This is a genomic window from Aeromonas sp. s3 (assembly GCF_040907805.1).
In the GTDB taxonomy this organism is placed as follows: domain Bacteria; phylum Pseudomonadota; class Gammaproteobacteria; order Enterobacterales; family Aeromonadaceae; genus Aeromonas; species Aeromonas dhakensis.
In genome coordinates this window covers 149352-171306 of sequence record NZ_JBFOCQ010000012.1, presented here as the reverse complement: position 1 = coordinate 171306, position 21955 = coordinate 149352, and the positions used below count along the sequence as shown (strand labels likewise).

Here is a 21955-nt window from a genome sequence, read left to right as displayed (position 1 = left end):
GCAAGGAAGGACGGGGCGGGGTGGTCAGCCGGTCACCCCGCCTGCTAACAGAAGCCTGTGCCATGACACAGGCCACGTAGAAGGACAAGCATGTTTACATTCCTGCTGAAACGGTTCTATCAGGCCGTGATAGTGATGTTCGTCATCAGCCTGGTCGCCTTCTCCATCCAGGACAACCTGGGGGATCCGCTGCGCGAGCTGGTGGGACAATCCGTCTCCGAAGCCCAGCGCCACGAATTGCGCGAGAAGATGGGCCTCAACGATCCTTTCCTCGTCAAATACAGCCGCTTCTTGAAGAACGCGGTACACGGGGATCTGGGCACTTCCTACTTCTTCAAGCGACCCGCTCTCGAGGTTATCCTCGACAAGCTGGTGGCTACTCTTGAGCTGGTGTTTGGCGCTGCGCTGATCATCGTGGTGGTCTCCATTCCGCTTGGGGTCTACTCGGCGATCCGCCCGCACAGCATACCGACCAAGATCATCATGGCGGGGAGCAGCATCGGCATCTCGATCCCGGTGTTCCTGACCGCCATCATGCTGATGTACCTCTTCTCCATCCAGCTAGGCTGGCTGCCGGCCTATGGCCGCGGCGAGACCTACAACCTGCTGGGCTGGGAGTCGGGCTTCTTCACCTGGGACGGTATCAAGCATTTGATTCTGCCCTGCGTGTCGCTCTCCTCCATCATGCTGCCGCTGTTCATCCGGCTGGTGCGCTCCGAGATGCTGGAGCAGCTCTCCTCCGAGTACGTCAAGTTTGCCCGCGCCAAGGGGCTGGACAACAACAAGGTCTATTACCAGCACGCCCTGAAGAACACCATGCTGCCGGTCATTACCGTTGGCGGCGTGCAGATCGGTACCATGGTGGCCTACACCATACTGACCGAGAGCGTGTTCCAGTGGCCGGGGACCGGCTTTTTGTTCCTCGAGGCGATCCACCGGGTCGATACGCCCCTCATCACCGCCTACGTCATCTTCGTCGGGCTCATTTTCGTGGTGACCAATACCCTGGTCGACCTGCTCTACGGGTTGATCAATCCGACCGTCAACCTGACCGCCAAGGGGTAACAGATGACTAACGCTGTGACTGCGAGCCCAAGCCGTTGGGCCCGATTCAAAAATTCCGACATCGTCTACTACTTCCTGCGGGACAAGGTAGCCATGTTCAGCTTTGCGGTGTTCGTGGTGTTCGTGCTGGCCGCCATGCTGGCGCCCTGGCTCGCCCCGTACAACGTCTATGACCAGACCAGCTTCGATCTGATGGATGCCGAACTGCCGCCCTCCTGGCTGGCAGGGGGCGAGGAGCGCTTCTGGCTCGGTACCGACAACCAGGGTCGCGACATCTGGAGCACCATCCTCTATGGCGCCCGCATCTCGCTCACCATAGGTCTGTTTGCGGTGGGGCTGCAGCTGGTGCTCGGCATCGTCATTGGCCTGCTGGCCGGCTACTTCGGTGGCCGCATCGACAGCCTGCTGATGCGCTTTGCCGACGTTCAGCTGTCGTTTTCCACCATGATGGTGGCGATCATCATCTCCGCCATCTTCCAGGCTACTTTTGGTTCCGAGTTCTACTCGAAGTTCGCCATCCTGATGCTGGTGGTGATCATCGGCATCGCCGAGTGGCCGCAGTACGCCCGTACCGTGCGCGCCTCGGTACTGGCGGAGAAGAAAAAGGAGTATGTGGAAGCGGCCAAGGTGATGGGCTTTCGTGCCCCGCGCATCATGTTCCGCCACATTCTGCCCAACTGCCTGTCGCCGATCCTGGTCATCTCCACGGTGCAGGTGGCCAACGCCATCATGAGCGAGGCGGCGCTCTCCTTCCTGGGGTTGGGGATGCCGGTGGATCAGCCGTCGCTGGGCTCGCTCATCAGCGTGGGCTTCAACTACATCTTCTCCGGCTCCTGGTGGATCACCGCCTTCCCGGGCATCTGCTTGGTGGTGCTGGTGCTGGTCATCAACCTGTTGGGTGACTGGCTGCGGGATGTGTTCAATCCCAAGCTCTACAAGGGCTGATGGTCACAGATAAACAAACGAGACAGACAAACGAAAAGGGCGCCATAACGGCGCCCTTTTGCTCTGTGTGCTGAGGGTCAAGCCTGCAGCCACTGCTCGATGCTGCGCTGGATGCCGGCGCCATCGAGCCCCAGCAGAGCGTAGATCTCCTCCTGGGTACCCTGCTCCACGAAGCGATCCGGCAGGCCGAGGTTGAGCACCGGCTTGCACTGTTTGCTGCGCATCAGCAGCTCGTTCACCGCAGAGCCCGCGCCACCCATGATGGCGTTGTCCTCGAGGGTGACGAACTGATCGTGGGTCGCGGCCAGGGAGAGCACCAGGGCCTCGTCCATCGGCTTGACGAAACGCATGTCCACCAGGGTGGCGTCGAGCGCCTCGGCAGCCGCTTTGGCCTGTTGCAGCAGGGTGCCGAACGCCAGGATGGCGGTGCCCTTGCCCTGACGCACAATCCGCCCCTTGCCGAGCGCCAGCGCCTGCATCTCGCTCTCCACCTGGATGCCGGTGCCGCTGCCGCGGGGGTAGCGTACCGCCGCCGGCCCGTTGCACTGGTAGCCGGTGTAGAGCATCTGACGGCACTCGTTCTCGTCGGACGGGGTCATGATCACCATGTTGGGCACGGTGCGCAGGAAGCTGATATCGAATGCCCCCTGATGGGTCGGGCCGTCAGCCCCCACCAGACCGGCTCGGTCGATGGCGAACAGCACCGGCAGCTCTTGCAGCGCCACGTCGTGGATCAGCTGGTCGTAGGCCCGCTGCAGGAAGCTTGAATAGATGGCGACCACCGGCTTCTGGTCGGCGATGGCGAGACCGGCGGCGAAGGTGACCGCGTGCTGCTCGGCGATGGCCACGTCGAAGTAGCGATCCGGATACTGCTGGCTGAACTTCACCAGGCCGGAGCCTTCGCGCATGGCCGGGGTGATGCCGACCAGCCGCTCATCCTTGGCCGCCATGTCGCACAGCCACTGGCCGAAGATGGCGGAGAAGCTCGGCTTGCCGCCACTCGCCTTGGGCAGGGTGCACTCGTCCGGATTGAACTTGGGCACGCCGTGATAACCGATGGGGTCCTTCTCGGCGGGCTCGTAGCCCTTGCCCTTCTTGGTCTTGACGTGCAGCAGCTGCGGCCCCTTGAGATTGCGCATGTTGCGCAGGGTCTCGACCAGAGCCTCGATGTCGTGGCCGTCGATGGGACCTATGTAGTTGAAGCCGAACTCCTCGAACAGGGTGCCGGGCACCACCATTCCCTTGAGGTGTTCCTCGGCCCGCTTGGCCAGCTCCTTGACCGGCGGCAGGCCGGCCAGCACCTTCTTGCCACCCTCGCGGATGGTGGTGTAGAGCTTGCCGGACATGATGCGGGCCAGGTGGTTGTTCAGTGCCCCGACATTCTCGGAGATGGACATCTCGTTGTCGTTGAGCACCACCAGCATGTCCTTGTGAACATCGCCGGCGTGATTGAGCGCCTCGAACGCCATGCCGGCGGTGATGGCGCCATCGCCGATCACCGCCACCACCTTGCGCCCCAGCCCTTCGCTCTCGGCCGCCACGGCCATGCCGAGCGCCGCACCGATGGAGGTGCTGGAGTGACCGACGGAGAGCACGTCATACTCGCTCTCGCCGCGCCAGGGGAAGGGGTGCAAACCGTCTTTCTGGCGGATGCTCTGCATCCGATCGCGGCGACCGGTCAGGATCTTGTGGGGATAAGCCTGGTGGCCCACGTCCCACACCAGTCGATCGAACGGGGTGTTGTAGACGTAGTGCAGCGCCACCGTCAGTTCGACGGTGCCGAGCCCGGAGGCAAGATGACCACTGGAGCGACTCACCGAACGCAGCAGATATTCACGCAGTTCGTTGCACAGCACAGGCAGTCGCTCGAAGGGCAGGGATCGCAACTCGACCGGCGTATCCGCGAGGGCCAGGTTGGGGAAATTGCTTATATCAACGCTCATATTGTTACTGTTATCCAGCGTTTAGTGGGTTCGCTCGATGATGTAATCGGCAAACGCTTCCAGAATGTCGGTATTGTAGGGCAAAGATTGCAAGGCTGTTAAGGCTTTACCATGCAGTTCGCGAGCCAGCTCACGGGCATTGTCGAGCCCCAGCAGCGCCGGATAGGTACTCTTTTCCAGCGCCAGATCGGAACCTTGCCGCTTGCCGAGGGTGGCGGTATCGCCTGTGATGTCGAGGATGTCATCCTGCACCTGGAAGGCGAGACCGATGGCGGCGGCATAGCTTTGCAGCGCGCTCAGGATGGTTTCATCCACGTCGGCCTTGCACAGGGCGCCAAGCGCCACGGCGCACTCGATGAGAGCCCCGGTCTTGTGGCGGTGTACCTGTTCCAGCTCGGCCAGGGTGATCTGACGTCCTTCCGCCTGCAGGTCCAGCGCCTGGCCACCGCACATGCCGAGATAACCGGAGGCGCGCGCCAGCCGGCTCAGCATCCGCACCCGGTTGCCCAGCAGCGAATCCGGCATCGGGTGATCAGCCAGAATGGCGAAGGCCAGGGTCTGCAGGGCGTCACCGGCCAGGATGGCGGTGCCTTCATCAAATGCCTTGTGTACTGTCGGTTGGCCGCGACGCAGATCGTCGTCATCCATGGCGGGCAGATCGTCGTGCAGCAGGGAGTAGGCGTGGATGCACTCCACCGCGGCGGCGGGGCCGTCCAGCAGCTCGCGCTTTACTCCCAGCATCTCGCCGACGGCGTAGACCAGAAAGGGGCGTACCCGTTTGCCACCCAGCAGCAGACCATAGCGCATGGCATCGCGCAGGCGGGGGGCCATGGGTGGCAAGGATTCAAGTTGTGCAGATAGACAGTCGTCAATACGTTGCCGGTGCAGGCGGGAAAAATCGTCCAGCGTCACTCACTCCTCTCCTTGCTCTGGCTGGAAGGGAACTGCGTGCTCGCTGCCATCGGCCTGAGTCAGCAGGATCTGGATCTTCTGCTCGGCCTGCTCCAGCTTCTGCTGGCCGGCACGCACCAGGTGAATGCCCTGTTCGAACTGCTTGAGGGCCTCTTCCAGCGGCAGGGAGCCCTGTTCCAGTTGATGAACTATGGTTTCCAGCTCTTCCAGAGTGGCATCAAAACTCAGGCGGTCGATTTTTTTACTGGCCATGTCCATCCTCGGGGATTGAAAAAAACGGCTTATCTTAACATCGACGGCGGGCAGGGGGGAGGCAGAAAAATGCCATCGGCTTAAACTCTCGGAAAAGTGGCCGATAATAAGCCATCTTCCAAAGGGGAAAATGGTAGCGGCCCTTGCCGCTGGTGAGCCAATAGCAGAAAATTCAACAAACTACAGATACAACAAATTTCAGCTGACAGGAGTAGGGATGTGGATCTAGGTAGTCTGATTGGCATAGTGCTGGGATTTGGGGTGGTCATCTATGGCATGCTGCTGGGTGGCCCTGTGGGGATGTACATTGACGTTCCTTCAATCTGCATCACGGTGTTAGGCTCCATCTTTATCGCCATGATGAAGTTCAACATCGGCCAGTTCCTGATGGCGTTCAAGGTGGCCGGCAAGGCATTCATGTACAAGGGAGACAAGCTCGACGATCTGATCGTCAAGGCAGTCGAGCTGGCCGATGCGGCCCGCAAGGGTGGTTTTCTGGCGCTGGAAGCGGCCGAGGTGCCCAACCCCTTCATGAAAAAGGGCATCGACATGCTGGTGGACGGTCACGACGCCGACGTCATCCGTGCCGTGATGGAAAAAGACATAGAGCTCACCGCCGAGCGCCATGTCATCGCCATCAAGGTGTTTCGCTCGCTGGGGGATCTGGGGCCGGCCATGGGGATGATCGGTACCCTGGTCGGGCTGGTGGCCATGCTGGCCAACATGAGCGATCCCAAATCCATCGGCCCGGCCATGGCGGTAGCCTTGCTCACCACTCTGTACGGCGCCATCGAGGCTAACATGCTTGCCATCCCGATTGCCGACAAGCTGGAGCTGCGCAGCGGTGAGGAGAAGCTGAGTCGCTGCCTGGTGCTGGACGCCATCATGGGTATTCAAGATGGCCAGAACCCGCGGGTGATCCAGTCCATGTTGCAGAACTACCTCAACCAGTCGAAACGCAACAATGGCGATGAATAGGGGGCTGTATGTCTGATTGCAAATGTCCGCCCCCCGGGCTGCCCGGTTACATGGGCACTTTCGCCGATCTGATGTCGCTCTTGATGTGCTTCTTCGTGCTGCTGCTCTCGTTTGCCGAGATGGATGTGCAGAAGTTCAAGCAGATTGCCGGCTCCATGGAGAAGGCGTTCGGGGTCCAGAACATCCTCGAGGTGAAGGACATCCCCAAGGGAACCTCCGTCATTGCCCAGGAGTTCAGACCGGGTCGCCCGGAACCAACGCCCATCGATACCATCATGCAGCAGACCATCGACATGACCCAGACCGAGCTGGAATTCCAGCCCGGTGACGCCGACAAGGCTGGTGGTCATGACAAGAGCGAAGACAAGCCGGTGGGGGGCGACACCCAGCAGGAGGCGCAGAAACAGCAGCAGGAGCAGTCCAATGCGCTGGCCAAGGCGCTGGCGGATCAGATGAAGGCACAGATCCAGGATGGGGCGATCGAGATTGAGGCGCTGGGCCAGCAGATCATCATCCGGATCCGCGAGAAAGCCGCCTTCCCGGCGGGCTCCGCCTTCCTGCAGCCCCAGTTCTGGCCGGTGGTGCGCAAGGTCGCCGCCTTGCTCAAGGATGTACCCGGCGAGATCACCATCTCCGGCCATACCGACAACGTGGCCACCGAGGATGAGCTGTTCCAGTCCAACTGGGAACTCTCCTCCCAGCGGGCTGTGGCGGTGGCCCACCAGATGATCAAGGTGCCCGGTTTCGATGGCAGCCGGCTGGTGGTGCAGGGCATGGCGGATACTCAGCCGCTGGTGCCCAACACGACACCGGAGAACCGGCGCATGAACCGGCGGGTGGAGATCTCCATCATGCAGGGCAAACCGACGGTATCTGCGCCGATCAGCGCCCAGGAGCAGAAATAGTCACAGACAATTGTGATGGCAAAGCGCGATCTGCCTCGCAGGGACCGACATGGATTTTGTGCCGGCTTCATATTAAGATGCCTCATCCGAACCGACAGCTGCGGCTCTCTCTGATAGCCGCAGCTTCTCTTTTCAAGCAACCCAGGTTTCGACTATGAATCATACTCCGATGACTGTTCGCGGCGCTGAAAAGCTGCGTGAAGAGCTCGAATATCTCAAGACCGAGCTTCGTCCGCAGATTATCGAAGCGATTGCAGATGCCCGTGAACATGGTGATCTGAAAGAAAACGCCGAATATCATGCTGCCCGTGAGCAGCAAGGTTTCTGTGAAGGCCGTATCCAGGAAATTGAGAGCAAGCTCTCCAACGCCCAGGTGATCGACGTCACCAAGATGACCAACAATGGTCGCATCATCTTCGGGGCGACCGTGACGCTGCTGAAGAGCGAGACGGAAGAAGAGGTGGTCTACCGCATCGTGGGTGACGACGAGGCGGACATCAAGCAGAACATGATCTCTGTGAATTCGCCCATTGCCCGCGCCCTGATCGGCAAGGAAGTGGACGATGTCGCCATCGTCAAGACGCCGTCCGGCGACGTGGAGTACGAGATCCTGGAAGTCGCCTACCTCTGAGGTAAGCGTTCAGGCAGCAACAGGGGAGCCCGGCTCCCCTGTTTGTATTCAGCGGGGTTGATAAGCCTGGGTGAAGGCGTCCTGATGGCGCTGAAACATCCAGCCGCGCAGCTGTTCAAGATCTTCTCTGGCCATCTGGAAGTGCAGTGCCCAGCCCTGTATGCCGTTGCGACGGTGGATCCGCCTGACCGGCTCTGCGCTGAGTAGCAGAGGAGGGAGACCTTCGAGCAGCAGGGTGCCTGCCAGCGTGGTATCCATGGCCAGCTCGGCCGGCAAGCCTTCCACCACCAGCCCGTCCAGCGACAGTCTGTGCACCAGGTAGTCCTCTTCTCCCATCTGGAAGCGGGCCTGTTCATCCAGCCGCCAGGTGCGAGGATGGGGGTAACCCAGCTCCTTGATGACGGGGGCGGCGATGCGTGGTTCGACGAAGCCGTCATCGCCCTGAGTGAAACGCAGTGGGAAGAGGAGCTGGTGTCCGGCGAAGCGGGCTTCCAGCACCAGCTGGTCGGCGCGTTGCAACAGGCCAAGCAGGGGAGTGGCGAGATAACCGCTCAGGGGTTGTCCGGCGGCCGTCTCCTGATCGTTTCCCAAGTCCCGTAGCATGGCCAGTTCATCTTCGGTGAGAATCTGATGGTGATCCATAGCGGGTTTCCACGAGTATTCATCGCAGGTTAAGGGCCTGGCGACTACTTTGGCAAGCGACTTGGGAAGAGAGAAAATGAGAGGAAAGAGCGATGCTCTTTCCTGTTACTTGCGGGGCAGTTGGATTTTCGGCTCGTTGGCCTGACGGTAGATGGTCAGCACGTGGCCGATGCTCTGTACTTTCACCGCGCCGGTTTCACGGACGATGGCATCCATAACTAGCTGTTTCATCTCACGATCTTCAGACGCAACCTTAACCTTGATCAGCTCGTGGTGGTTGAGCGCCAGATCGATCTCGGCCAGCACACCTTCGGTCAGACCGTGTTGTCCCAGCAGGACGACCGGCTTCAGACTGTGGGCAAGGCCCTTGAGGTACTGTTTCTGTTTATTGTTGAGAATCATGGCAATTTCTTCATAAGTCAGGGTTGAAAGGGGCGTATTCTACCCCCACTTAGCCCTTAATACTAATAACCCTTGTGGTTTTTTAAAGTCGACAATCATGACCCAGAAAAAACATTCCCCCAGTTCAACCCGCTGGTTAAAAGAGCATTTTGACGATCAATACGTCAAGAAAGCCCAGAAGTTGGGGCTGCGTTCCCGTGCCGTGTTCAAGATCGACGAGATCCAGGGCAAGGACAAACTGCTCAAGCCCGGTATGACGGTGGTGGACTTGGGGGCGGCCCCCGGTGGATGGTCCCAGTTTGCCATCGATCAGGTCGGTGACAAGGGGCGGGTGATCGCCTGCGATATTCTGCCGATGGATTCCATCGCCGGTGTCGATTTCCTGCAGGGAGACTTTCGGGAGGAAACTGTACTGGGAGCCCTGCTTGAGCGGGTCGGTCCGGACAAGGTTGACGTCGTCATGTCCGACATGGCACCCAACATGAGCGGTACCCAGCAGGTGGATCAGGCCCGTTCCATGTATCTGGTCGAACTGGCGCTGGACATGTGCAATCAGGTCCTGCGTTCCAACGGCAGTTTCGTGGTCAAGGTATTCCAGGGGGAGGGATTTGACATCTATCTCAATGAAATCCGTAAGCTTTTCTCTGCTGTCAAGATTCGTAAACCAGACTCTTCTCGTGCCCGTTCACGAGAAGTCTACATTGTGGCTACCGGTTTTAAACTGTAGTACCCTAACCTTCATCGTTAACTGTCAGTCTGCGAGGTTACTGATTTGAGTGACATGGCGAAAAACCTAATCCTGTGGCTGGTCATCGCCGTCGTGTTGATGTCGGTGTTCAATAGCTTCAGCCCCAGCGATACCACCAGTCGCCAGCTGGACTATTCCAGCTTCGTTAAAGAAGTGACCCAAGAGCAGATCCGTGAAGTACGGATGGATGGCAAGGTCATTAATGGCGTCAAGCGCACCGGTGAACGCTTCACCACCATCATCCCGGCGCCGGATCCCCAGCTGCTCAACGACATGCTCAATCACAATGTCAAAGTGATGGGCGAGAAGCCGGAAGAGCCGTCTCTGATCACCTCCATCTTTATCTCCTGGTTCCCGATGCTGCTGCTGATCGGTGTCTGGGTCTTCTTCATGCGTCAGATGCAGGGCGGCGGTGGCAAAGGTGCCATGTCGTTTGGCAAGAGCAAGGCTCGCCTGATGAGTGAGGATCAGATCAAGACCACCTTCGCCGACGTAGCAGGTTGCGATGAGGCCAAGGAAGAGGTCAAGGAGCTGGTCGACTATCTACGCGACCCGAGCAAATTCCAGAAACTGGGCGGCAAGATCCCGACCGGCGTACTGCTGGTAGGCCCTCCCGGTACCGGTAAAACCCTGCTGGCCAAGGCCATTGCGGGTGAGGCCAAGGTGCCTTTCTTCACCATTTCGGGTTCCGATTTCGTCGAGATGTTCGTGGGTGTGGGTGCCTCCCGGGTACGCGACATGTTCGAGCAGGCCAAGAAATCCTCCCCCTGCATCATCTTCATCGATGAGATTGACGCCGTCGGTCGCCAGCGTGGTGCCGGTCTGGGCGGTGGTCACGATGAACGCGAGCAGACTTTGAACCAGATGCTGGTCGAGATGGATGGCTTTGAGGGCAATGAAGGCATCATCGTCATCGCCGCTACCAACCGTCCTGACGTACTGGATCCGGCACTGCTGCGTCCGGGCCGTTTCGACCGTCAGGTCGTGGTCGGTCTGCCGGATGTTCGTGGCCGTGAGCAGATCCTCAAGGTGCATATGCGCAAGGTGCCGCTGGCGGATGACGTCAACCCGGCGCTGATCGCCCGCGGTACCCCTGGTTTCTCCGGTGCCGATCTGGCCAACCTGGTCAACGAAGCCGCTCTGTTCTCCGCGCGCGAGAGCCGCCGCGTGGTGTCCATGGCCGAGTTCGAGAAGGCGAAGGACAAGATCATGATGGGCGCAGAACGTCGCTCCATGGTGATGAAAGAGTCCGAGAAGGAGATGACGGCTTATCATGAAGCGGGCCACGCCATCATTGGTCGCGTGGTACCGGATCATGACCCTGTCTACAAGGTCTCCATCATTCCGCGCGGCCGTGCGCTGGGTGTGACCATGTACCTGCCGGAGCAGGATCGCTGGAGCCACTCCAAGCAACATCTGGAGTCCATGATCTCCAGCCTGTACGGCGGTCGTCTGGCGGAAGAGCTGATCTACGGTGCCGAGAAGGTATCGACTGGTGCATCTAACGATATCGAGCGTGCCACCGACATCGCCCGCAAGATGGTGACCCAGTGGGGCATGTCCGAGCGTCTCGGTCCCATGCTCTACGCGGAAGAAGATGGCGAGGTGTTCCTCGGCCGCAGCATGGCCAAGGCCAAGCACATGTCCGATGACACCGCCCGCATTATCGATGCCGAGGTCAAGCAGGTGATCGACCGCAACTACGACCGTGCCAAGCAGATCCTGCTGGACAACATGGACGTGCTGCACAGCATGAAAGATGCGCTGATGAAGTACGAAACCATCGATGCCAAGCAGATCGATGATCTGATGGCTCGTCGCGAAGTGCGTGCTCCCAGCAACTGGCATGACGAGCACGGCGATACCCCGCAGGGTGGTGCGACTGTGGCACCCGAGCCCAAGCCGACCGTGACCGAGGCGGAACAGGTTGCCGATGTCGATATCGACAAGGCCAACGACCTGCCTGCCAAATAAGTCGTGATGATACAAACCCCGGGCTGGCCCCGGGGTTTTTCTTTATGTCCATGGAAGTGAAGATGCAGCTAATCAGCAAGGGGCTCAGCCTCTCCCTCGAACGTCCCCACGTCATGGGGATCCTCAATGTGACACCTGACTCCTTCTCCGACGGCGGTCATTTCAATCAGCTGGAGCGGGCGATGACCCATGCGCGCCAGATGGTGGCGGAGGGGGCAACCCTCATCGACATCGGTGGTGAATCGACCCGTCCCGGCGCTCCCGACGTGAGCGAGCAGGAGGAGCTGGACAGGGTCCTTCCCGTGGTGGAGCGCATGGTGCGTGAGCTCGACGTGATGATCTCCCTCGACACATCCAAGGCGGCGGTCATGCGGGAGGGCAGCGCGGCGGGGGCCCACCTTATCAACGACGTACGAGCCCTGCTCGAACCTGGTGCACTGGCTGCGGCCGCCGCTGCCGACGTCCCTGTGTGTCTGATGCATATGCAGGGGCAACCGAGAACCATGCAGGCGGAGCCCCATTACGATGATCTGTTGGGGGAGGTGAGAGCCTTCTTTGATGAGCGGATCGCCGCCTGTTTGACGGCCGGCATCGCTCGTGAACAGCTGCTGCTGGATCCTGGCTACGGTTTTGGCAAGACCCTTGCGCACAACTATCAGCTGCTGGCACTGCAGGAGTCATTGCTCGATTACCAGCTGCCGCTCTTGGTCGGCATGTCGCGAAAGTCTATGATAGGCAACTTGCTCGGTCGCCCGGTTGATGAACGGCTGGCCGGCAGCCTGGCCTGTGCCCTTGTCGGGATGCAGCGTGGTGCCCGGATCATCCGGGTGCACGATGTGCGAGCGACCATGGATGCTCTGCGCACCGGCTGGATGGTCATGACGGGACAAGATTTCATATCCAAATAAAAAATCGAGAACAGACTATGGCAAGAAAGTATTTTGGCACCGACGGTGTACGCGGCAAGGTGGGTGAATACCCGATCACTCCCGATTTCGTAATGAAACTGGGCTGGGCCGCGGGCAAGGTGCTCTCCAAGAAGGGTACCCGCAAGGTGCTGATCGGCAAGGATACCCGCATTTCTGGCTACATGCTGGAGTCGGCGCTGGAAGCGGGTCTTTCCGCCGCCGGTCTCAAGGCCATCCTGATGGGCCCCATGCCCACCCCGGCCGTTGCCTACCTGACCCGCACCTTCCGTGCCGAGGCAGGCATCGTCATCAGTGCTTCCCATAACCCCTATTATGACAACGGCATCAAGTTTTTCTCCGCCGATGGCACCAAGCTGCCTGACGAGGTCGAGCTGGCCATCGAAGCCGAGTTGGATCACGAACTGAAGTGCGTGGAGTCCGCCGAGCTTGGCAAGGCGCTGCGTATCGACGATGCCGCCGGTCGTTACATCGAATTCTGCAAGAGCACCTTCCCCTCCAATCTGAGTCTGGAAGGGCTGAAGATGGTGGTGGATTGCGGCCATGGTGCCACCTATCACATCGCGCCTTCCGTTTTCCGCGAGCTGGGGGCCGAGGTGATCGCCATCGGCTGCAGCCCGGATGGTCTCAACATCAATGACGGCGTCGGCTCAACCGCCCCGGAGGCACTGGCCGCCAAGGTACTGGAGTGCAAGGCTGATCTCGGCGTTGCCTTCGACGGCGATGGCGATCGCCTGGTGATGGTGGATCACACCGGCTACATCATCGACGGTGACGAGATCCTCTACATCATCGCCCGCGATGCTCTGCGTAACGGCCGCCTCAAGGGCGGTGTTGTCGGCACCCTGATGGCCAACATGGGGCTGGAGCTGGCGTTGCAGACCCTGGGCATTCCGTTCGCCCGCGCCAAGGTGGGTGACCGCTATGTGCTGGAGATGATGAACGAGAAGGGCTGGCGCATCGGTGGCGAGAACTCCGGTCACATCATCTGCTTGGATCAGACCACCACCGGGGATGGCATCGTCGCCGCCCTGCAGGTGCTGACCGCCATCTGTACCGCGGAGATGCCGCTGGCCAAGCTGCGCTCCGGCATGAACAAGTTCCCGCAGGTGCTGGTCAACGTGCGCTTTGCCGAAGGCAAGGACCCGCTGGCGGCTGACGCCGTACAGCAGGAAGTGGCCAGGGTGGAACAGGAGCTGGCCGGTCGTGGCCGTGTGCTGCTGCGCAAGTCCGGCACTGAACCCCTGATCCGCGTCATGGTGGAGGGGGAGCACGAGCAACAGGTGCGCGATATGGCACAACGCATTGCACAACAGGTTGAATCGGCGTTTTAATGAACAAATGGGGCGGCTTTTTAGCCGCCCTGGTTGTATCTTGTTCAAACGATTCAAAAATTTAAAAATAGCGCTTGTCAGCTGACAATCCTCTGGATATTATCAGCCCCGCTTTCGCAAGGGAGTTGCCGATGGGACATCGCAAGCCGTTTGTAGCAGCCAACTGGAAGTTACACGGTAGTAGGTCGCAGTTAGAGCAGTTTGCCGGTCAGTGCCTGAAAGGCATTGGTGAGCAGGTAGACGTGGTCTTGTGTCCATCCCATGTGCATCTCGACTTCACGGCCGCTCTGCTCGGTGAGCAGAGGGTGATGAAGTTGGGGGCTCAGAATGTGAGTCAGCACAGACAGGGCGCTTACACGGGTGAAGTCTCGTGTCAGATGCTGGTCGAGGCAGGGTGTCGATACGTATTGGTAGGGCACTCCGAGCGCAGGCGTCTCTTTGGTGAGACCAGTTTTATCGTCGCAGAGAAGTTTGCGGCGGCCAGGTCTGCAGGACTTGTTCCAATCCTCTGTTTGGGCGAGTCGGGTGCGGCAAGGCAGGCAAGAAGAACCTTCGAGGTGATTGCCGAAGAGCTGGATATCGTCATAGAGAAAAATGGCGCGATGGCTTTCGATAATGCTATCATCGCCTACGAGCCGATTTGGGCTGTAGGTACAGGTAAATGCGCCACACCCGAGCAGGCACAAGAGGTTCATTCCTTTATACGTGGTCGCTTGGCGGAGGATACTCCGGTCATAGGTGAGAAAGTCAGAATCATCTATGGTGGGAGCGTGACACCGGCCAATGCGAGAGAGTTGTTTGCCCAGCCCGACGTTGACGGCGGCCTGATTGGTGGAGCAAGTCTCGATGACCAGACGTTTTTGGGAATTGTTGAAGCGGCAAAGGGTGCAAGTTAAATGTACGAGATTCTTTTGGTCGTTTATCTGCTGGTATCACTGGCTCTGATTGGTCTAGTGATGATTCAGCAAGGTAAAGGGGCTGACATGGGCGCCTCCTTCGGCGCAGGGGCATCGAATACCGTATTCGGCTCCGGTGGTTCAGGCAGTTTCCTGACCCGCACAACAGCGATTTTGGCTACTCTGTTCTTTTTGATTAGCCTGGTGCTTGGCTCTATGTCCAGCAACAAGGTCAAACAGGGTAGTGAATGGGAAAATCTGCAACAAACCCAACAGGTTGAGCAGAGCAAAGCGCCAGTAAAGAAAGACACTGACGTTCCCGAGTAAGAGTTTTGCCGTGGTGGTGGAATTGGTAGACACGCTATCTTGAGGGGGTAGTGCTCTAGGGTGTGCGGGTTCGAGTCCCGCCCACGGCACCAATTAAGCAGTAAGCCTGGGTGACCAGGTGTGTTATAGCCAGTCAGTCTTGTGTGACGAGAGTGAAGTGGCTATAATCTCGCACGATTTCGGACGCGGGGTGGAGCAGCATGGTAGCTCGTCGGGCTCATAACCCGAAGGTCGTCGGTTCAAATCCGGCCCCCGCAACCAAATTTCACGCATTTCCTACGCTCAGGAAGGCGGTCGCTGCGAGGCGACAATCAGGGTAAAGCGCCAAGCCCCGATTTGACATCGGGGCTTTTTGTTATGTGCAATTTACTCTGAATCTATTTCTATCTGGGCTTTATGCCCTTTTTTTGTTTTTCGGAGGGTGACTTTGGCTACGTTGGAACAACGTTTGACCGATCTGCTCGAGGCTCCTGTCGTTGCCTTGGGTTTTGAACTGTGGGGTATCGAGTTTATCCGTGCGGGTAAACACTCCACCTTGCGCGTCTACATCGACGGCGAGCATGGCGTGAGCGTCGAGAACTGTGCAGAAGTCAGCCATCAGGTTGGCGCCATCATGGACGTCGAGGATCCCATCACCGAGGAGTATTACCTCGAGGTGTCCTCCCCGGGTCTGGATCGTCCCCTGTTCAAGGTTGCCCAGTTCGAAAAATACGTTGGCCAAGAGGCGGCGGTTTCGCTTCGGATGGCAACAAACAACCGCCGCAAGTTCAAAGGCGTAATCAAAGCCGTGCAGGGCGACATGATCACTCTGACGGTAGATGGTAAGGACGAAGTGTTGGCTTTCACCAATATCCAAAAAGCGAACATAGTGCCGAACTTTGGTTAACGAGGCTATCGGATATGAATAAAGAGATTTTGCTGGTCGTTGACGCAGTGTCCAACGAGAAGGCGGTTCCCCGCGAGAAGATTTTCCAGGCTCTGGAAACCGCACTGGCGACGGCGACCAAGAAAAAATATGAAGGCGAGATCGAAGTTCGGGTAGAGATCGATCGCAAGACCGGCGACTACGACACCTATCGCCGCTGGGTGGTCATCGCGGATCAGGCCGCCATGGAAAACCCCTACGCCGAGATCACCCTGGAAGCGGCGCAGATCGAGCAGCCGGATATCCAGATCGGTGAATATGTTGAAGATCAGATCGACTCCGTCACCTTCGACCGCATCACCACCCAGACCGCCAAGCAGGTCATCGTGCAGAAAGTGCGCGAAGCCGAGCGTTCACAAGTCGTTGACCAGTTCAAGGACAAAGAAGGCACCATCATCAGTGGCGTGGTGAAGAAGAGCAACCGCGACAACGTGATCCTGGATCTGGGCAGCAACGCCGAGGCCGTGATTTTCCGCGACGACATGTTGCCGCGCGAGACCTTCCGTCCGGGCGACCGCATCCGTGGCCTGCTCTACGCTGTGCGTCCGGAAGCCCGTGGTTCCCAGCTGTTCGTCAGCCGTTCCAGCCCGGACTTCCTGAAAGAGCTGTTCCGCATCGAAGTGCCGGAAATCGGCGAAGAGATGATCGAAATCATGGGCGCCGCCCGTGATCCGGGTTCCCGTGCCAAGATCGCGGTCAAGACCAACGATCGCCGCATCGACCCGATCGGTGCCTGTATCGGCATGCGCGGTGCCCGCGTTCAGGCGGTCTCCGCCGAGCTGAGCGGCGAGCGCGCCGACATCGTGCTGTACGATGACAACCCGGCCCAGTACGTGATCAACGCCATGGCGCCGGCTGATGTGGCCTCCATCATCGTCGATGAAGACAACCACACCATGGACATCGCCGTGGAAGCCGCCAACCTGGCTCAGGCCATCGGCCGCAACGGTCAGAACGTGCGTCTGGCCTCCCAGCTGACCGGTTGGGAACTGAACGTGATGACCGTCGAGGACATGCGTGCCAAGCACCAGGCCGAAAACGACCGCATCATGAACCTGTTCACCAGCACCCTCGACATCGATGACGATTTCGCCGGCCTGCTGATGGAAGAGGGCTTCTCCACCCTGGAAGAGATCGCCTTCGTACCGGTCAACGAGCTGCTGGCCATCGACGGTCTGGATGAAGACATGGTCGAAGAGCTGCGCAAGCGTGCCAAAGACGCCCTGACTACCAAGGCGCTGGCCAAAGAAGAATCCTTTGAAGGTGTTGAACCTTCCGAAGAACTGCTCAATCTGAACGGCCTCGGTCGTGAAATGGCGTACGCCCTGGCCGCTCGCGGCATCGGTACCCTAGAAGATTTGGCAGAGCAAGGCATCGATGACCTTGCTGATATCGAAGGGCTGACCGCCGAGAAGGCCGGTGAGCTGATTATGGCTGCTCGCAATATCTGTTGGTTCGGAGAAGAGCAGTCTAGTTAAGATCAAACGGAGGAAAATGAATGGCAGAAGTATCAGTCAAACAACTTGCCACTGACATCGACACACCGGTTGATCGTCTTCTCCAGCAGTTTGTCGATGCCGGTATCAGCAAGAGCAAGGCCGACGACATGGTCAGCGAGTCTGAGAAACAGACTCTGCTGACTCACCTGAAGAAACAGCATGGAGGTGACGAGGTCGCCGCACCTGCCCGCATGACCTTGCAACGCAAGACCAAGAGCACCATCAGTGTTCAGGGGACTGGCGGCAAGAACAAGGAAGTGCAGGTAGAAGTGCGCAAGTCTCGCACCTATGTAAGACGCTCGGCGCTGGAAGATGAACAGCGTCAGGCGGAAGCCGAGGAAAAAGCGCGTTTGGAAGCAGAAGAAAAAGCTCGTCGCGAAGCCGAAGAGAAGGCTCGTCTCGATGCTGAAGAGAAGGCTCGCCGTGAGGCTGAGCAGGCTCGTCGTGAAGCTGAGGAAAAGGCGCGGATCGAGGCACAACAAAAGGCTCGACAGGCTCAACAGCCCGCCAAAGCAGCCAGTAGCACAGCTCAGCAAGAGGCAGAAAAGATGGCCAAGCGCGAAGCAGAAGAACTGAAGCGCCAACAGGAACAAACAGCTTTGCAAAAGGCTGAAGAACTCGCCGCCAAGAAAGCCGAAGAGGCTCGCGTCATGGCGGAACAGAACGCAGCCCGCTGGGCTGAAGAAGAAGCTGCTCGCGCCAAAGAGAGCAGCGATTACCATGTGACCACCTCCAAGCACGCCCAGGCTGCTGAAGACGAGCTGGATCGCAAGGAAGAGACCAGCCGCCGCACCGCTGCAGCTGCCAAGGGGCCGAAGAAGGCCGGTCGCCGCGACGACGATCGCAACGACCGCAACTCCCGTGACCCGCGCGCCCGTAAAGGCAAGCGTGGCAAGGTGGCTACCCCGAACGCCATGAAGCACGGCTTCAACAAGCCGGCTGCCGCAGTCAACCGTGACGTCATCATCGGCGAGACCATCACAGTGGCAGAGCTCGCCAACAAGATGGCCGTCAAGGGTGTTGAAGTCATCAAGGTGATGATGAAGATGGGTGCCATGGCCACCATCAACCAGGTGATCGACCAGGAGACCGCTCAGCTGGTCGCCGAGGAGATGGGTCACAAGGTGGTGCTGCGTCGTGAGAACGAGCTGGAAGAGGCGGTGCTGTCCGATCGTGACGAAACCTCCGAAGCCAAGCCGCGCGCGCCGGTCGTGACCATCATGGGTCACGTTGACCACGGCAAGACCTCGCTGCTGGACTACATCCGTAAAGCCAAGGTGGCGGCCGGTGAAGCCGGTGGTATTACCCAGCACATCGGTGCGTACCACGTACAGACCGACAGCGGCATGATCACCTTCCTGGATACCCCGGGTCACGCGGCGTTTACCTCCATGCGTGCTCGTGGTGCCAAGGCAACCGACATCGTGGTGCTGGTCGTTGCAGCAGACGACGGCGTGATGCCGCAGACCATCGAAGCCATCCAGCACGCCAAGGCTGCCGGTGTGCCGCTGGTTGTTGCGGTCAACAAGATCGACAAGCCGGAAGCGGATCCGGATCGCGTCAAGACCGAGCTGGCCCGCTACAACGTCATGTCCGAAGACTGGGGTGGTGACTGCCAGTTCGTGCACGTCTCCGCCAAGTCTGGCGAAGGCATCGACGACCTGCTGGAAGCCATTCTGATCCAGGCTGAAGTCCTGGAGCTGAAAGCCGTGGTTGACGGCATGGCCAACGGCGTCGTGATCGAGTCCTTCCTCGACAAGGGCCGTGGTCCGGTTGCCACCGTGCTGGTACAGGAAGGTACCCTGCGTCAGGGCGACATCGTGCTGTGTGGTCTCGAATACGGCCGTGTCCGTGCAATGCGTGACGAACTGGGTCGTGAGATCAAGGAAGCGGGTCCGTCCCTGCCGGTGGAAATCCTCGGCCTGTCCGGCGTTCCCTCTGCCGGTGACGAAGCCACCGTCGTGCGTGACGAGAAGAAGGCCCGTGAAGTGGCACTCTATCGTCAGGGCAAGTTCCGCGAAGTCAAGCTGGCTCGCCAGCAGAAGGCCAAGCTGGAGAACATGTTCGCCAACATGACCGAAGGCGAAGTGTCCGAAGTGAACGTGGTGATCAAGGCCGACGTACAGGGTTCCGTGGAAGCGATCTGCGATGCGCTGGTCAAGCTCTCCACCGACGAAGTGAAGGTGAAGATCGTGGGTTCCGGCGTGGGTGGTATCACCGAGACCGACGCCACTCTGGCGGCCGCGTCCAGCGCCATCCTGGTGGGCTTCAACGTCCGTGCCGATGCCTCTGCTCGCAAGGTCATCGATGCCGAGAGCCTGGATCTGCGTTACTACTCCGTCATCTATGACCTGATCGACGAAGTGAAGCAGGCCATGAGCGGCATGCTGGCCCCCGAGTACCGTCAGGAAATCATCGGTCTGGCCGAAGTGCGCAGCGTCTTCAAGTCACCGAAGTTCGGCGCCGTTGCCGGCTGTATGGTTACCGAAGGTGTGGTCAAGCGTTCCAACCGCATTCGCGTTCTGCGCGACAACGTGGTTATCTATGAAGGCGAGCTGGAATCCCTGCGTCGCTTCAAGGATGACGTCAACGAAGTCAAGAACGGCTACGAGTGTGGTATCGCGGTCAAGAACTACAACGACGTACGCGAAGGCGACCAGATCGAAGTTTACGAGACCGTTGAAATCCAACGGACTCTGTAAGCCAAGAGTCAGATTAAATAGGGGGCCGCGGCCCCCTTTTATCGCAGGATAGAATATGGCCAGAGAATTTAGCCGGACCCGTCGGGTCGGACAGCAGATCCAGCGCGAAATTGCGCTCATTCTGCAGCGCGAGGTAAAAGACCCGCGCATCGGCATGGTGACCGTTTCCGATGTGGAAGTGTCCCGTGACCTCAATTACGCCAAGGTGTATGTCACCTTCTTGCAGCTGGAAAATGATGCTGAGCGCATCAAGGAAGGGCTCAAGGCGCTGACCGAAGCTGCCGGCTACATCCGCAGCCTGCTGGGCAGCGCCATGCGCCTGCGCGTGGTGCCCGAGTTGCGCTTCTTCTATGATCAGACCCTGGTTGAGGGGATGCGCCTCTCCAACCTGGTGACCAACACCATCCGCGAAGACAAGCGTCGCATGGCCGAATCCGGTCGTGAAGAAGACGAAGCCGCGCCGGATGACACTACTGAGGATAAAGCCTGAGATGTCTCGTAGACGTCGTTTCAAGGGCCGTGACGTACACGGTATCCTGCTGCTGGACAAGCCGACCGGCCTGACCTCCAACGATGTGTTGCAGAAGGTCAAACGGATTTACAACGCCGCCAAGGCCGGTCACACCGGTGCCCTGGATCCGCTGGCAACCGGCATGCTGCCGATCTGCCTCGGCGAGGCCACCAAGTTCTCCCAGTATCTGCTGGAGGCGGACAAGCGCTATGAGGTGACCGCCAAGCTGGGCGAGCGTACCAACACCAGCGACTCCGATGGCGAGGTGGTCTCCACCCGTCCGGTGAACGTGGCCGTGGGTACCCTGATCGAGGCGCTGGACCAGTTCCGCGGCCCCATCATGCAGGTGCCGTCCATGTATTCGGCCCTCAAGCACAACGGTCGTCCGCTCTACGAATATGCCCGCGAAGGCATCGAGATCGAGCGGGAAGCCCGTCCCATCACCGTCTTCGAGCTCAAACTGCTGAGCTTTGAAGGGGATGAGGTGCGACTTGAAGTGCACTGCAGCAAGGGTACCTACATTCGCTCCTTAGTGGACGATCTGGGGGAAGTGCTGGGCTGTGGCGCCCACGTCACCCAGCTGCGCCGCACCCAGGTAGCCAGCTACCCCTATGAGCGGATGCTGACCCTGGAGCAGCTCGAGTGCATCTTTGAGCAGGCCAAGGCTGAGAGCATTCCGCCGCGCGAGCAGCTGGATCCCCTGCTGCTGCCGATGGATACCGCGGTGGCCTCCCTGCCCGAGGTGAACATGCTGGCTGCCGTGGCCGCCTATGTGAACCAGGGCCAGGCCGTGCAGGTGGCAGGCAGCCCGCAGAGCGGCCAGGTCCGCATGACGGTCGGCCCGGAGCGCGAATTCATCGGGGTTGGCGAGATCGACGACGAGGGACGCGTGGCGCCCAAGCGTCTGGTGCGCTACCACGACGAGGAGTGATCCTCCGGCGGTATCAGGTTGCTTGCCCGTTGCGCGTCTTTATCGTTGCGAAAAGGGGCGGGGACGATTATGATACCGCCCTCATTTCACGGCTGAATTAGAGATTGGCTGTGAACCTTTAAACACTCTACTGGAGTATTACCATGTCTCTAAATGCTGAGATCAAAGCTCAAATCGTTGCTGACAACGCTCGTTGCGCCAACGACACTGGCTCCCCCGAAGTGCAAGTTGCCCTGCTGACTGCCCAGATCAACCATCTGCAAGGTCACTTCAAGGAGCACTCCAAGGATCACCACGGTCGTCGCGGTCTGCTGCGCATGGTTTCCCAGCGTCGTAAGCTGCTGGACTACCTGAAGCGTAAAGACGTTCAGCGTTACGCTGCTCTGATCGCCAAGCTGGGTCTGCGTCGTTAATCGACCATCAGATTTCGCGAAAAAGGGGAACCTCCGGGTTCCCCTTTTTTATTGTGCGTCAGGCTGTTGCCGCCCTCACAGAATTTGTGTCACT

22 protein-coding genes and 2 tRNA genes are annotated in these 21955 nt (G+C 59.1%); 19 read left to right on the top strand and 5 right to left on the bottom strand.

Going from position 1 to position 21955, the window contains the following annotated elements; genetic code table 11:
* Positions 1 to 90: 90 nt before the first annotated feature.
* On the top strand, positions 91 to 1065 hold the full coding sequence (locus AB5Y98_RS06760) for an ABC transporter permease (RefSeq protein WP_017783736.1): 975 nt from the start codon (positions 91 to 93) through the stop codon (positions 1063 to 1065).
* Positions 1066 to 1068: 3 nt separating this feature from the next.
* Positions 1069 to 2010: an ABC transporter permease gene (locus AB5Y98_RS06755; protein ID WP_005298107.1), complete on the top strand. Its 942-nt coding sequence runs from the start codon at positions 1069 to 1071 to the stop codon at positions 2008 to 2010.
* 77 nt (positions 2011 to 2087) lie between these two features.
* On the opposite strand, the gene dxs is transcribed toward AB5Y98_RS06755, so the two are convergent.
* The 3 genes from dxs to xseB are packed head-to-tail and all read right to left on the bottom strand — an operon-like array spanning position 2088 to position 5117.
* On the bottom strand, positions 2088 to 3953 hold the full coding sequence (dxs, locus tag AB5Y98_RS06750) for a 1-deoxy-D-xylulose-5-phosphate synthase (protein ID WP_042049657.1): 1866 nt from the start codon (positions 3951 to 3953) through the stop codon (positions 2088 to 2090).
* A gap of 21 nt (positions 3954 to 3974) precedes the next feature.
* Positions 3975 to 4865 (bottom strand): (2E,6E)-farnesyl diphosphate synthase, encoded by an 891-nt coding sequence (ispA, locus tag AB5Y98_RS06745; RefSeq protein WP_324053346.1) that lies wholly within the window; start codon positions 4863 to 4865, stop codon positions 3975 to 3977.
* A complete protein-coding gene (gene xseB / locus AB5Y98_RS06740) occupies positions 4866 to 5117 on the bottom strand; it encodes an exodeoxyribonuclease VII small subunit (protein ID WP_005298113.1) in 252 nt (83 codons plus the stop codon).
* A 219-nt stretch (positions 5118 to 5336) separates the two neighbouring features.
* On the opposite strand from xseB, the gene pomA reads away from it, so the two are divergent.
* The 3 genes from pomA to greA all read left to right on the top strand — a co-directional run bounded on the left by pomA (position 5337) and on the right by greA (position 7631).
* Positions 5337 to 6095, top strand: a complete 759-nt coding sequence (pomA, locus tag AB5Y98_RS06735; RefSeq protein ID WP_005298116.1) for a flagellar motor protein PomA — start codon at positions 5337 to 5339, stop codon at positions 6093 to 6095.
* A gap of 8 nt (positions 6096 to 6103) precedes the next feature.
* Entirely contained in the window at positions 6104 to 7000 is an 897-nt protein-coding gene (locus AB5Y98_RS06730; RefSeq protein WP_336290593.1) for a flagellar motor protein MotB, read from the top strand.
* A 154-nt stretch (positions 7001 to 7154) separates the two neighbouring features.
* Positions 7155 to 7631, top strand: a complete 477-nt coding sequence (gene greA, locus AB5Y98_RS06725; protein ID WP_005298120.1) for a transcription elongation factor GreA — start codon at positions 7155 to 7157, stop codon at positions 7629 to 7631.
* 48 nt (positions 7632 to 7679) lie between these two features.
* Here greA and AB5Y98_RS06720 read toward each other — a convergent pair whose 3' ends face one another.
* Positions 7680 to 8273 carry a PilZ domain-containing protein gene (locus AB5Y98_RS06720; protein ID WP_368231572.1) on the bottom strand — a complete coding sequence of 198 codons (594 nt, stop codon included), beginning with the start codon at positions 8271 to 8273 and terminating at the stop codon, positions 7680 to 7682.
* A gap of 105 nt (positions 8274 to 8378) precedes the next feature.
* Positions 8379 to 8675, bottom strand: coding sequence for a ribosome assembly RNA-binding protein YhbY (gene yhbY, locus AB5Y98_RS06715; RefSeq protein ID WP_005298134.1), 297 nt, complete (start codon positions 8673 to 8675; stop codon positions 8379 to 8381).
* A 97-nt stretch (positions 8676 to 8772) separates the two neighbouring features.
* Here yhbY and rlmE point away from each other — a divergent pair, with 97 nt between their 5' ends.
* The 14 genes from rlmE (at position 8773) to rpsO (ending at position 21861) form a co-directional block, all read left to right on the top strand.
* On the top strand, positions 8773 to 9402 hold the full coding sequence (gene rlmE / locus AB5Y98_RS06710; protein ID WP_005298136.1) for a 23S rRNA (uridine(2552)-2'-O)-methyltransferase RlmE: 630 nt from the start codon (positions 8773 to 8775) through the stop codon (positions 9400 to 9402).
* Between the two features lie 45 nt (positions 9403 to 9447).
* Complete coding sequence (ftsH, locus tag AB5Y98_RS06705) at positions 9448 to 11397, top strand: ATP-dependent zinc metalloprotease FtsH (protein ID WP_017765155.1); 1950 nt, start codon at positions 9448 to 9450, stop codon at positions 11395 to 11397.
* A gap of 62 nt (positions 11398 to 11459) precedes the next feature.
* Positions 11460 to 12305 (top strand): dihydropteroate synthase, encoded by an 846-nt coding sequence (folP, locus tag AB5Y98_RS06700; protein WP_336290592.1) that lies wholly within the window; start codon positions 11460 to 11462, stop codon positions 12303 to 12305.
* A 17-nt stretch (positions 12306 to 12322) separates the two neighbouring features.
* A complete protein-coding gene (gene glmM / locus AB5Y98_RS06695) occupies positions 12323 to 13657 on the top strand; it encodes a phosphoglucosamine mutase (RefSeq protein ID WP_005298142.1) in 1335 nt (444 codons plus the stop codon).
* A gap of 131 nt (positions 13658 to 13788) precedes the next feature.
* Positions 13789 to 14553 carry a triose-phosphate isomerase gene (tpiA, locus tag AB5Y98_RS06690; RefSeq protein ID WP_005298144.1) on the top strand — a complete coding sequence of 255 codons (765 nt, stop codon included), beginning with the start codon at positions 13789 to 13791 and terminating at the stop codon, positions 14551 to 14553.
* The gene (gene secG / locus AB5Y98_RS06685) at positions 14554 to 14880 is read left to right on the top strand and encodes a preprotein translocase subunit SecG (RefSeq protein WP_010633113.1); all 327 of its coding nucleotides are present in this window, start codon (positions 14554 to 14556) and stop codon (positions 14878 to 14880) included. It begins immediately after the preceding gene.
* Positions 14881 to 14887: 7 nt separating this feature from the next.
* Positions 14888 to 14972, top strand: a tRNA-Leu gene (locus AB5Y98_RS06680).
* Positions 14973 to 15064: 92 nt separating this feature from the next.
* Positions 15065 to 15141 (top strand) — tRNA-Met (locus AB5Y98_RS06675).
* 166 nt (positions 15142 to 15307) lie between these two features.
* Positions 15308 to 15766: a ribosome maturation factor RimP gene (gene rimP / locus AB5Y98_RS06670; protein WP_005298148.1), complete on the top strand. Its 459-nt coding sequence runs from the start codon at positions 15308 to 15310 to the stop codon at positions 15764 to 15766.
* 14 nt (positions 15767 to 15780) lie between these two features.
* Complete coding sequence (gene nusA / locus AB5Y98_RS06665; protein WP_005298150.1) at positions 15781 to 17283, top strand: transcription termination factor NusA; 1503 nt, start codon at positions 15781 to 15783, stop codon at positions 17281 to 17283.
* A gap of 20 nt (positions 17284 to 17303) precedes the next feature.
* The gene (gene infB, locus AB5Y98_RS06660) at positions 17304 to 20006 is read left to right on the top strand and encodes a translation initiation factor IF-2 (protein WP_005298153.1); all 2703 of its coding nucleotides are present in this window, start codon (positions 17304 to 17306) and stop codon (positions 20004 to 20006) included.
* 55 nt (positions 20007 to 20061) lie between these two features.
* Positions 20062 to 20496 carry a 30S ribosome-binding factor RbfA gene (gene rbfA, locus AB5Y98_RS06655; protein WP_005298154.1) on the top strand — a complete coding sequence of 145 codons (435 nt, stop codon included), beginning with the start codon at positions 20062 to 20064 and terminating at the stop codon, positions 20494 to 20496.
* Position 20497: 1 nt separating this feature from the next.
* A complete protein-coding gene (gene truB, locus AB5Y98_RS06650; RefSeq protein ID WP_019839525.1) occupies positions 20498 to 21448 on the top strand; it encodes a tRNA pseudouridine(55) synthase TruB in 951 nt (316 codons plus the stop codon).
* A gap of 143 nt (positions 21449 to 21591) precedes the next feature.
* Complete coding sequence (rpsO, locus tag AB5Y98_RS06645; protein WP_005298162.1) at positions 21592 to 21861, top strand: 30S ribosomal protein S15; 270 nt, start codon at positions 21592 to 21594, stop codon at positions 21859 to 21861.
* Positions 21862 to 21955 lie beyond the last annotated feature (94 nt).